This is a genomic window from Aeromonas sp. R6-1 (assembly GCF_040908165.1).
Classification (GTDB): Bacteria; Pseudomonadota; Gammaproteobacteria; order Enterobacterales; family Aeromonadaceae; genus Aeromonas; species Aeromonas caviae.
Window position 1 is genome coordinate 233960 of sequence record NZ_JBFODF010000046.1, and the last position, 11749, is coordinate 245708.

At 59.9% G+C, this 11749-nt stretch carries 11 protein-coding genes; 4 read left to right on the plus strand and 7 right to left on the minus strand.

The window, feature by feature from the left end:
* Positions 1 to 180 precede the first annotated feature (180 nt).
* Complete coding sequence (locus AB5Y68_RS16060; RefSeq protein ID WP_010675142.1) at positions 181 to 1197, minus strand: aspartate-semialdehyde dehydrogenase; 1017 nt, start codon at positions 1195 to 1197, stop codon at positions 181 to 183.
* Between the two features lie 147 nt (positions 1198 to 1344).
* Positions 1345 to 2466 (minus strand): 4-phosphoerythronate dehydrogenase, encoded by a 1122-nt coding sequence (locus AB5Y68_RS16065; protein WP_039038802.1) that lies wholly within the window; start codon positions 2464 to 2466, stop codon positions 1345 to 1347.
* 250 nt (positions 2467 to 2716) lie between these two features.
* Here AB5Y68_RS16065 and AB5Y68_RS16070 point away from each other — a divergent pair, with 250 nt between their 5' ends.
* Complete coding sequence (locus AB5Y68_RS16070) at positions 2717 to 3439, plus strand: phosphatase PAP2 family protein (protein ID WP_039038803.1); 723 nt, start codon at positions 2717 to 2719, stop codon at positions 3437 to 3439.
* Between the two features lie 53 nt (positions 3440 to 3492).
* Here AB5Y68_RS16070 and AB5Y68_RS16075 read toward each other — a convergent pair whose 3' ends face one another.
* The gene (locus AB5Y68_RS16075) at positions 3493 to 4314 is read right to left on the minus strand and encodes a MetQ/NlpA family ABC transporter substrate-binding protein (protein WP_039038804.1); all 822 of its coding nucleotides are present in this window, start codon (positions 4312 to 4314) and stop codon (positions 3493 to 3495) included.
* Positions 4315 to 4654: 340 nt separating this feature from the next.
* Here AB5Y68_RS16075 and AB5Y68_RS16080 point away from each other — a divergent pair, with 340 nt between their 5' ends.
* The 3 genes from AB5Y68_RS16080 to AB5Y68_RS16090 all read left to right on the plus strand — a co-directional run bounded on the left by AB5Y68_RS16080 (position 4655) and on the right by AB5Y68_RS16090 (position 5847).
* A complete protein-coding gene (locus AB5Y68_RS16080; RefSeq protein ID WP_039038805.1) occupies positions 4655 to 5041 on the plus strand; it encodes a VOC family protein in 387 nt (128 codons plus the stop codon).
* 69 nt (positions 5042 to 5110) lie between these two features.
* Positions 5111 to 5650, plus strand: a complete 540-nt coding sequence (locus AB5Y68_RS16085; RefSeq protein ID WP_039038806.1) for a hydrolase — start codon at positions 5111 to 5113, stop codon at positions 5648 to 5650.
* Between the two features lie 17 nt (positions 5651 to 5667).
* Complete coding sequence (locus AB5Y68_RS16090; RefSeq protein ID WP_223918067.1) at positions 5668 to 5847, plus strand: hypothetical protein; 180 nt, start codon at positions 5668 to 5670, stop codon at positions 5845 to 5847.
* 18 nt (positions 5848 to 5865) lie between these two features.
* Here AB5Y68_RS16090 and modF read toward each other — a convergent pair whose 3' ends face one another.
* The 4 genes from modF to AB5Y68_RS16110 form a co-directional block, all read right to left on the minus strand.
* Positions 5866 to 7320 carry a molybdate ABC transporter ATP-binding protein ModF gene (gene modF / locus AB5Y68_RS16095; RefSeq protein ID WP_039038808.1) on the minus strand — a complete coding sequence of 485 codons (1455 nt, stop codon included), beginning with the start codon at positions 7318 to 7320 and terminating at the stop codon, positions 5866 to 5868.
* A gap of 160 nt (positions 7321 to 7480) precedes the next feature.
* Entirely contained in the window at positions 7481 to 9040 is a 1560-nt protein-coding gene (locus tag AB5Y68_RS16100) for a diguanylate cyclase (protein ID WP_080769870.1), read from the minus strand.
* Positions 9041 to 9340: 300 nt separating this feature from the next.
* Positions 9341 to 10045, minus strand: a complete 705-nt coding sequence (locus tag AB5Y68_RS16105; protein ID WP_039038809.1) for an EAL domain-containing protein — start codon at positions 10043 to 10045, stop codon at positions 9341 to 9343.
* Positions 10046 to 10828: 783 nt separating this feature from the next.
* A protein-coding gene (locus AB5Y68_RS16110) for an IS5 family transposase (RefSeq protein WP_368206892.1) occupies positions 10829 to 11682 on the minus strand; the annotation gives its coding sequence in 2 pieces (ribosomal slippage) (positions 10829 to 11340 and positions 11340 to 11682; 855 coding nt in all).
* Positions 11683 to 11749 lie beyond the last annotated feature (67 nt).

Sequence of the window (11749 nt, forward strand, 5' to 3'; positions counted from 1 at the left end):
TCGCGCCCGGCGGCGACCAGAAAGCAGCCCCAGACGCGAACCAGAGTGTAGAAAAAAACCTAGTCCACTGATATCACACGGTATTCCAAAAACCGGAGAGTGGGTTCCCGGTCACATACCGGGGCCAGGGCGCCCACATCAAGGCGGGGTTCCCTCCCCGCCCGGGGCCGACATCCGGCCTCAGAGGTAGTCGCGTACCAGCAGTTCGGCAATCTGCACGCTGTTGGTTGCCGCGCCCTTACGAACGTTATCGGCCACGATCCACATATTGATACCACTCGGATGAGAAATATCCTGGCGTACCCGCCCGACCATCACATCATCCTGGCCGGTGGCATCGCGCACCGGGGTCGGGTAGTCCCCTTCATCATCAAACAGGGTGACCCCCGGGGCATTGCGCAACAGATCCTTGACCTGCTCGGCGTCCAGCGGCTGGTGCAGCTCCACATGGACCGCCTCGGCGTGACCGTAGAAGACCGGCACCCGCACGCAGGTGGGGTTCACGGCGATGCTGGCATCCCCCAGGATCTTCTGGGTCTCCCACACCATCTTCATCTCTTCCCGGGTGTAGCCGTTGTCGGTGAAGGCATCGATCTGCGGGATCAGGTTGAAGGCGATCTGCTGCGGATAGAGGGTCGGCTCCACCGGGCGGCCGTTGAGCAGGTGGGCGGTCTGGCCCGCCAGCTCGCTCACCCCTTCCTTGCCGGAGCCGGAGACGGACTGGTAGGTCGCCACGTTGATGCGACTGATGCCCACCTCGTCGTGCAGGGGCTTGAGCGCCACCAGCATCTGGATGGTGGAGCAGTTGGGGTTGGCGATGATGTTGCGGTTGCGAAAATCGGCCAGCGCGTCCGGGTTCACTTCCGGAATGACCAGGGGAATGTCCTCGTCGTAGCGGAAGCAGGAGGTGTTGTCGATGACGATGCAGCCATGCTCGGCGGCGATGGGCGCCCATTTGGCCGAGACCTCGGCACCGGCGGAGAAGAGTGCAATCTCCACCTGGCTCCAGTCAAAGGCCTCCACGTCAAGGATGTCGACGTTCTTGCCGCCAAAACGCACCGTGTCCCCAGCGCTGCGACTGGAGGCGAGCGGATAGAGGGTCGCTACCGGGAAGGCGCGCTCCTCCAGGATCTCGATCATGGCCTGACCCACGGCGCCGCTGGCACCCAATACCGCTACGTTGAATTGCTGACTCACTGATCTGTTCTCCTGTGATGCGGCCCATCGGGGCCGGGCATGAGGGCCCCGGCTGGCACGCGTATCGGTTTGATGACAGGCCCGCCATGATTCCGGGCCGGGGGGAAGCGCCGCCTGGGCAAGCCCCTCCCCTTGTTGAAATCGGGTTTATTGCTCCGAGACGGCAAAGCCCAGTCGGGCCAGTCTGTCGTCGGCGAAGGGCCCTTTCAGTTGCAAGGCGCCCAATTCGCGCCGCTCGGGGTAGCGCTTGCGCTGCTCATCGAAGCTGCCGGGCAGCCCGATCCGGTTGCGAAAACGGGCGTCGTCCCGGCGCACGTCATAAACAAGGTGGACAAGCTGCTTGATGAGCGCCTGATCCGCCGGCTGCCCCGGCGTCAGCTCGCGCACCTCGGGGGCAGGCAGCAGGGATTGCAGATCCTGGCGCGGGGTGCGCCCCAGTTGCCGGCACAGCGCCTCATAGAGCATCCAGGTGCCACGGGCCTTGCCTTCCAGGCTGTAACCGGCGATGTGCGGGGTGGCCAGCTCGGTATGGGGCACCAGTTCCTTGAGGGGCTCCGGCTCTCCTTCCCACACGTCCATCACCAGTCGCAGGGGATGGGATCCCTGCTGGCGGACAAGCAGGGCACGGTTGTCCCACACCTCGCCGCGGGAGGCGTTGATGAGGATCTGCCCGGCCGGACGCTCGGCGATCTCCTCGGCTCCCAGCAGGTGGAAGGTGGCCTCATCCCCTTCACGAAGATAGGGGACATGGAAGCTGACGATGTCGGCATCCAGGGCAGTGCGGTAATCCACGAAGTCGCCAGCGGCGCCGCTACGGGCCAGGGGCGGGTCGCAGCGCAGCACCTTCATCCCGAGCGCCTCGGCCTTGCCGGCCACGCTCTCGCCGGTGTTGCCGGCGCCGATGACGGCGAGGCTCATCTCGCTCAAGGTCAGCTCATGGCGTTCCGCCAGAACCAGCAGGGCGGAGAGCACGTAGTCCCCCACCGACACCTTGTTGCAGCCGGGGGCGCTGAAGAAGGGGATGCCCCGCGCCGCCAGCAGCCCCTGATCGATGTGATCCGTACCGATGGTGGCCGTGCCGACAAACCCCAGCCTGGGGCAACTCGCCAGGAGCGCTTCGTTGACCCGGGTCACGGAGCGCACCAGCAGCACATCCGCCTCTTGCAGATCCGCGGCCTTTATTTCTCGTCCCGGCAGGGGAACCACTTCACCAAATTCCGCAAACAGCTCCACCGCATGGGGCATATTTTCATCAACGACGATCTTCATCGGCACGCATCTCGTCCACCAGGGCCACAGGCGCGCCATTCTAGCCCAAACGCGACGGATTTTCAGAGGCTTGTTGGCAGACCGCTCTGCGGCCATCTTTCCGCCTTCCGGCCTCAGGTGCGGGCACGATGCCCGGCAGCATCATATGTAACAGCCTGTTGCCCTCGCCCCCTTTGCCTTGACCAGAGCAACCTGACTGGCACAATGACGCCTCTTTTTAGCCGCTCGCGCCACCGAACCGGACCCCTTGATGCCGACTCACTCCTCTTCGTTGCCACGCCGCAAGGTGCTTCATTTCAATGCCCTCCTGCTCCTTCCCCTGCTGCTGCTCGTCTGCCTGCCCTGGCAGCCGTTCATGACCCAGGCTCTGCAATCGGGCTGGCTATGGTGGCCCTACGCCCTCACCCGCATGGTGGACTTGCCGGGGCTGGTCTTCACCATCGCCGCCCTGCTGCTGCTCACAAGACACAAGCTGACGCTGGACAGTCGTGCCCTGCTGGCGCTGGCTGGCGCCCTCTTTGTCGTGCTGGCGAGCGACTGGGTCATCAAGAGCCTCATCAAGCTGCTGACCGAGGAGCCCAGGCCCTACCTCATCTGGCTGGAGAGCCAGGAGCTGATCCCCGCCATCCGCCAGTTCTATGGGGGAAGCCAGGCCCTTCGCAGTGAACAGGTCCACGCCGCGACCCAGTTGTTGGCGCTGCCCGCCTGGCTCGGCCAGCACTGGCAGGCAGAGGTCAACTACGCCTTTCCCTCCGGTCACAGCATCGCCGCCATGAGCCTCGCCCAGTTCTTCGGCCTGATCTGGCTGGCCCGGGCACCTGCCGGGGCCTGGCTGCTGCCACTCTGGGCCATCGGGATCGGCCTCTCGCGCACCCTTATCGGCATGCACTGGCCCCTGGATGTGCTGGCAAGCGCCCTGCTTGGCAGCCTCACCGCCCTCCTGGCCGCCCGCTGGTGGTTGCACCACTACTGACCTCCAATAAAAAACGGGCACCTGGGTGCCCGTTTTTATCGCTTGTACGCCACTCACCCCTTCTGCTGCCAGCCCTCGGGATACTTGTAGCCGACGAAGCGCTTGGCGGCATAAGCCTTGAATTCAGGGGAGTTGTAGGCGGCCGCCACATTCTTGGCAAACGGCTTGCCCGCATCGGCGCTCTTGACCACCACCCAGTTGATGAAGTCATAGCTGCGCTCGAGGAAGAGGCCGGAGCTGAACGGGATCCCGCTTGAGGCGGCAAAGTTGCCGTTGATGACGGAGAAATCCACATCCTCACGGGAGCGCGGCAGCTGCGCCGCCTCCAGCAGCACCAGCTTGAGGTTGTGGGGGTTCTTCACCACGTCGAACTCGCTCGCCTTGAGGGGATTGATCCCCTCCTTGAGGCTCAGCCAGCCCAGATCCTGCAACATCAGCAGTGCTCGGGCCTGGTTGGTGGGATCGTTCGGGATGGCGACCGTGCTTCCCTCTTTCACCGCCTTCAGATCCCCCAGCTTGCCAGCGTAGAGCCCCATGGGACCGGTCGGTACCTGGGTGATGGGCGCCAGAGAGAGACCCCGGTCTTTGACGAAGCTCTCCAGATAGGGCTTGTGCTGGAAGCAGTTGACGTCAAGCGACCCGTCCGCCAGGGCGATGTTGGGGGTCACGTAATCGGTGAACTCCACCAGTTTGACCTTGTAGCCCTTGGCTTCAAGCTGCGGCTTGATAGAGTCGGTGACCATGTCGGCAAAGTCGCCAACCGTGGTGCCGATGACGATCTCTTTCTTCGCCTCATCGATGGCAAAGGCGGACAGCGGCAGGCTGCTGGCGAGCAACGCCAGGGCGGAAAGGGTGAAGAAGGAACGACGTTGCATAAAAACTCCCTGTCAACATGATCATCAAAACGGTGAGCGGTCGAGGGCGCGAACATGCAGTCAGCGCACAACCATCTAGCCATCCAAACGGCTAATTGAGCACACCATAACAGAGCTCGTAGCCTTCGCCAAGCAACAAAACCGGGCAAGCTTGGCCAAGGAGAGGCAAAGCCCGCCGGCCTCTGGATGAGAAATCTTTGACGGAGCACGCAGTTATGCGCCTTGCCCTCTCCCTGCCTGGCGTCAAACTGACTTATTGTGGTCATTCGATACCCATTTCAACGGGTTCCCATGAGGGCCTGATGGGCTGCTCTACACCCAGGCCACACAAGGAGTCACCGTGTTCGATCATGTTGAAATCAAGGTGGTGCGTTTTGACTCCTGTCAGCACTTCTACGCCACCGTGCTGGCTCTTCTTTTGATAGAACTCAAATGGTCTGATGAGACGGCGGCCGGTTTTGGCCTGATGGGCCGCGATCACGTGGGCTTCCTGATTGAGCGGGGGCAGCAGGGCGCCTCCTGCCATCTCGCATTCAGGGCCGATGACGCGACCCAGGTGGATGCGTTCCATCACGCGGGGATCAAGGCAGGCTTTGCCTGCAATGGGTTGCCGGGACTGCGTCCCCACTATGCCCCCAATTACTACGCCGCCTTCCTGCGCGATCCCGATGGCAACAACATCGAGGCGATGACCTACCTTGAATGCCCAGACACGGCAAGCGAGTGAAGCAGCGCCACTCAGTCAGCCAACGAAAGCCTTCAGGCGAGGCAGTCCGCCACAGACAAGGAGACATTCATGCTTGAGCAAAACACCACCGGCCTGCTGGTCGTCGATATCCAGGGCAAACTGGCCCGTCTGGTCGAGGAGAGCGACACCCTGATTGCCAATACCGCCAGGCTGGTGCAAGGGGCCAGGGTGCTGGGGCTGCCGGTTGTCTGGCTGGAGCAGAACCCGGACAAGCTCGGTGCCACCGTGCCCGAATTGCAGTCGCTGCAGGCAGGCGATCTTGTGCTGCCCAAATACAGCTTCGGCGCCCTGGGTGAGCCGACGGTGGCGGCCGCGTTGGCCGAAAGCGGGATCGAGCATTGGCTGGTATGTGGCATCGAGACCCATATCTGCGTCTACCAGAGCGTGCTGGGGCTTCTCGCCAGCGGTGCCGGGGTCTCGCTGGTGGTGGATGCGGTGTCGTCCCGCACCCTTGCCAACCGGGATCTCGCCATCGCTCAGCTGGCGGCCCGGGGCGCCGCCCTCACCTCGGTGGAGATGTGCCTCTATGAGCTGATGGGGGATTGCCGCCATCCGGCATTTCGCCAGATCCTCTCCCTGGTGAAATGACCGCCATGATGGACAATATGGCGCCCTTTCTGTTCGCCCTCATCGCCTTCGGGGCGGCACTCATGGTGACGGTGACGGGGATGGCGGCCACCCGTCACTATCTTGCCTGGCTCTGGCTGGGGATCATGCTCTTCTTCGGGCTGTGGTGGACGCTGCTGGGGATGCCGCCGCTCCTCGCCGAACCAGCCCCTCTCTGACCATGCCGCCCGGACGGCTCAGCCCACCAGACGCTCCTGCAGATAGTCGTATCCTCCCCCCTCCCTTGGCACGAAGCTCAGCCTGTGGGTCAGACCGGGGGGTGCATCATCGGCATGATGGGAAACGAACAACAGCTGGGTTCCCTCGCCAACGAGGCGCGCCACCATCTCCCGTACCAGGTGACGGTTGAGGGGATCCAGTCCCTGCAGGGGTTCGTCCAGGATGAGCAGCGGCGGATGTTTGACCAGGGCACGGGCGATCAGCACCAGTCGCTGCTGACCGAAAGAGAGAGAGTGGAAAGGCTGCGCCCCCTGATCGGCCAGCCCCAGCAGGGCCAGCCACTGGTTGGCCAGCGCCAGCTGACGATCCCCCGGCCGGGTATAAAGCCCGATGGAGTCGTAGAAACCGGAGAGGATCACTGTCTGCACCGGGCAGCTGACACGATAGTCCAGATGCAGCGCCGGGCTCACGAGCCCGATGTGGCGCTTGATCTCCCAGATGCTCTCGCCGCTGCCCCGCCGCCGTCCGAACAGATGGAGCTCATTGTTGTAACCTTGCGGGTGATCTCCGGTGATGAGGGAGAGCAGGGTCGACTTGCCAGCGCCGTTTGGTCCCACCAGTTGCCAGTGATCCCCCTCGTCAATGGTCCAGTCGAGCCCGTCGATGATCACCTGATCCCCGTAAGCGATACGCATGGCTTTCATGACGACCCGAGGGCCGGGAGGCAAGGGCTCGGGTGTCGTCAGCGGTGGCGGCAAACGGGGGGACGTGGTTTCGGCGCGAGCCAGCTGGGCTACCTCCTGGCTGCCGAGCACCGCCTCGCGCTCCCCCGCCAGCAGCAGACGACACTCGCCGAGCAGGCCGAGGTGAGTGGCAAAGGGGGGGATCTCGTCAAAACGGTTGACGATCACCACCAGGCGCAGCCCCTCTGACACCAGGTCGGCCAGCAACATCATCAAAGAAGCCCTGGCCCCCTGATCCAGGCCATCGAAGGGTTCGTCCAGCACCAGCAGCTCGGGCCGATCCAGCAGGGCGCGAGCCAGCAGCAGCTTGCGCCCCTCCCCGCTCGAGAGGTAGCGATAGGGGCGATCCCACAGGGGGTCGATGCCAAAACGGGCCAGCAGCGCGCGGGCCTCATGCTCCTCGCCCCCCGCCTCCAGCATCAGGGTCGATACCCGATACCCCGCCTCCTCCTCTTCTCCCAGCATGTCGGTATTGCGCCGCTGCCAGTCCAGCTCCCCCAGCTGTTGCTGCGACTCGAACGAGAGTCGCTCGGCCCGGACTCGACCCGATACCGCTCCGGCACGCACGGCCAGCTCGCCGCACAGGGCCGACGCCAGCGCCGTCTTGCCGCTGCCGTTGCTGCCGACGAAGGCCCAGCACGCTTGAGGCGCCAGCTCAAGATCGGGAATGAAGAGGGTCTGGCTGCCGTGAAGGGCCAGCCTGGCCTTGTGCCACTGCAATAGGGTCATGAGTCCATCCAGTTAACCTGTCTCTCGCTACCTTAACAGCTGGAGGGGTGAGAGTGTATCGATAAGGGGCATCCGGGCCCCCTCTGTCACGCCCCCTGATCGTGCTGGCTGGCCAGCCCACAATTGCACCACCACAGAGAAGGGCTGCCGGACTGTGCCATCAAAGCCCGGTGGCGCGATAGATTCGATCCTTGCCATCTTGCTTGGCGCGGTACAGGGCCTGATCCACCTGCTCCATCAACGCTTCCGGAGTGCGCCCCTCGGTCGCGCCGATGCCTCCACTGAAGGTCACCTTCATCGCCTCATCCCGCCATCTCATCTCACCCACTCCCTGGCGCCACTGTGCCATCAGCCACTCGGCCTCGGCCAGGGTGCAGTGTTCGAACAGGGCGACCAGCTCCTCGCCACCATACCGGCACAGGGAGGCCGCATTGGCGAGCCGCTCCTGCCCGAGCGAGGCGCAGCGGCGCAACACCACATCACCGACGGCATGGCCATGGCCATCATTGATGCTCTTGAAGTTGTCGAGATCCACCAGCGCCAGCACGAACGGCCTCCCCTCGCTGTGCAGTTGCCTGAGCCGTTCATCCAGGAAGCGGCGATTATAAAGACCGGTCAGTGCATCCCGGTTGGCGGCATCGTGCGACGCCTGCAAGCGATCGGAGACCAGATTCAGCTCCTCGTGCAGCTCCGCTATCTCCGGGAAATCCGGCAGTATCATCGTCGCCCTCTCCTGCGTCGAGCTCAAACGCAGCAGGCGCACCATCTGGATAAGCCCCCCGATCAGCGCCGACAGCCGCAAGCGAAAGAGGATCGCCATCACGATGAACAGAGCGCTCGACAACAGCAACAGCACAATGACGGCACCGCCCCCCACCAAGGCCACCGCGTCTCGCCTCGGCAGCATAGTGATGGCCAGTAGGTTCGAACGCCCCGGCAGGGCCTGATAAGCCACATACTGGCCGACTTCCTCCGAGAAGAAGGTGCCGGACGCTCCCTCCAGCCGCGCTAGCCAGGGATACGCGATGACCTGACCATTGAACTCGGCCTGGGAATGGACCAGGATCTGGCCGCTGGATCGGTCAAACAGCAGGTGATTCAAGCCGTTGTCCCGATAGAGCATGGTGCTGAGCCGCTGCGACCAGGCGGGCAGGTTGATGTCGAGGCCGATGACACGCTCCTTCACCCCCCCAAATGGCCTTAGCCGATGGGAGACGGTCAGGGTATAGGCCCCGGTCAGCGCATCCGGATAAGCGCCGGTCCAGCTGAAACCGGAGGTGCCGAGCGCCCCCTTGAACCAGGCACGATTCGTCGAGTCAAACTGGGTGGTGTCCCAGGCCAGATCCTGCTCCTCGTTATTGGAAAAACTCTGTCCGCTCGCATCGGCGTAGTAGATCAGGTTCAGTTGCTCGCCGAGCGTCACCTTGTCATTCCACAGGTTGCGGCTGTAGGCCTTGTCTTCCTCGGAGAAGGTCAGAGGACGCAGCTCGTCGGCATTGACCTCGGCGACCAACACCTGCTCCACCTGTTCGAGGCTCTCCGCTTCGGCGATCGCAATGGCGTGGTTGAGAATCACCAGCTTCTGCTCCACCCCGGCGCGATGATTGAAGATAGAGAGTGCAAACACCCCACCGATCCCCAGCAACATGGGCATGGCAAGTAACCAGAAATATTTGGTACTAAAGGCGTATTTGGTCGTTGGACGGGCGGTGTGAGACATGCAGGAGACCCTCGATACATCTGTGGTATGGTCCCCCGACCCGCTCGCGATAAAGCCGGCATCTGCCCGTCTTGTCCATATTATCGACAAGGTTCTCTCAGGTCAGGGAAATTCATTGATGCAACACGACATCACGTTGATATTTATCTCAGCCATCAATATGCAGTAATTCATTGCCGTTGCTCCTTGTTTACAGGGTGAAGAGCGCTGGCATTTCTCTAACTATTTTTTAAATCACGACCAAACACGCATAATATGTTTTCATCTAATTCCGTTAGGACCGGTCAGGTTTTTCATCAATCACAGACTCGAAATGAGGTTGCGTAATAATCTGGCCCGCCAATAAAACCCTTGCCCCTGAACAAAGCCATGTAATCTGAGGAATGAGAGGTGATGCTTGTTTTCGACCCCCTCGATGATGACATTGTCATGCCCCCAGTCAGCAGTGAGCCTGGTCATGGCGGTGCCATCACATCGGGTGAAGCAGCGCCAGAAGAACTGTTTATTGACCCTAATGCCATCGAACAAGGCTGCGGATACATGGTCCATCGACAACAAGGATTCATCGGCATTGTTTATCCATAACTTGACCCCTAATCTTCTAAGCCTCGCCATATTATTCAATGCCAAATCTGGGATACCATCAGCAATATCCGCCATCTCAAAGGCCATACTCAGTCCAAAATTCGATATATACGAACCGAAATCTTCCCAAGAGATAAAGCATTCCATCAAATGCATATCGACACGGAGAAACACCGCCTGATAGAGGCGACTGTCGATTTTATTAAGATCTTTAAAGAACACCAGTTGTTGCGTAAATAGCCATGCGGCGTAGGAGGTGGTCATGTTGCTGAAGTTGGCTCTGGAAAAGACAGCCTTTTTTTCTGAAAATGAAATAACCTCAACTGCAACAATATCCCCGACATGCAGGTTGGCGATGGGTTCAATAGTATGCCTGATATAATCATGACCTTCGATGCTATGGCTTATGATGGTCGTCACCCGCTATTCCCCCCTACTGAATGAATTGGGCTTAATATGGCGACAGCCACCACACAATGACGGCAAAAAGCAAGTGGCACGGGTCACCTCATCATCGCTGACATTCACTTCAAGCATGGTTACCTCTTTATCAAGCCATGCCCTATCTGGCCCACCGGCATCTCCCCTCATACGGCACCATTATCAGTTCAATTGCTGTATCCAGACTGAATCGTTTTATGCTCACATAATAAGACCGCCAGTGCATGCCAATCAAATTACCTTGCCATTCATCAACAATAAAATCATTTAATAACAATGAGATATGAACATATTTCTGCTAAATGGACGTGAATGAGCAAGATAAAAAAATGAGTTTTAAATTTTTTCGGAATTAAACTCTGAGGTATTGCCGTTATTAAAACAGAGGAGCGCCAAGAGAAAGCGTTTTCAAGGCTTGCCTTGATATCATGGCAAGGAGACCGACCATCAAAAAACTGATATCTCTCTCCATGACCCCTCTTATTGCTTTATTTGTGATTGGAGTGTTATCAGCGATGGTGACGACTGTGTTTGCCCAGGTTCCATCCGGGCAGAGGCAATATGAGGCACCCGCTTTGGATTGCAGCCCATGACGGCATCATTCTCGCGCCCTCTCATCGGGCGCAGTGTCACCGGCCTCACTCATTCCCTGACTTATGCCAACCAATGGGACCAAAGTCACAACTTGATCTGCTTGCCCGCAACTGCACATTTCCCGCCCCCCAGGGGCAAGGCGCGGCGGCGACTTGCTAGGCTGTGTTCTCAAAATGCTGGTTTTCTGTCCACACATAACTCGCGCAAGTAGCGAAGGCAAAAAGCCAGTTTGATAAAGGCTGCAAAACTCTTGGCTAGCTTTTCATATCTCGTTGAAAACCGGCGAAACTTCTTCAACCAACCGAAGCACCGCTCCACGACATTGCGCCTGCGGTAATGCACCTTGTCCAGTACCAATGGACGCCCCTTATGGCGCCGTTGCTGGTCGCTGCGTTGCGGAATGACCGCTTTTATCCTTCTCCGCCGTAGCTCGGCTCGAAAGGCTTTGCTGCTATAGGCCTTGTCTGCGGCAAGATGCGCTGGCCGTGTTCGGTAGCGACCTGATGACGTTGGTATCCTCGCCATGGCCAACGCGCTTGTTGCATAGCTGATTTCTGCTGATTGCCCCGGTGACAGGCAGAAGCTCAGTGGTAAGCCATGACGGTCCGTGACCAAGTGAATTTTGCTGCCGAAACCTCCCCGCGAACGGCCAAGGGCTTGATTCATTGAGGTGTTTTTTTACGTGCACCGGCAGCATCTTTGGATGCTCTGACATTGGAGCCGTCCAGGCACCACAGGTCGAAATCGATGAGCCCTTCTTCATTGAGCTTGAGTTGCAGCGCTTCCAGAATGGCATCAATCCGGCCTGCATCCTGCCAACGCCGGAAGGTGTTGTAGACCGAATTCCATGGTCCGAAACGTTCTGGAAGGTCTCGCCAAGGAGCTCCGGTGTGGAGTATCCAGAGAATGCCATCGAGCACTTGGCGCGGTTCACGGGTAGGGCGCCCGATCAGGCTTCGAGAAGGAAACTGGGGCTCGATAAGCCCCCATTGTGCATCAGTCAGCTGATAACGGCGGGACACGGAATGGATCTTAAGCTGTTGAGAAGATGTGAGATTATATCTTCATCACTTTAAGAACACAGCCTAG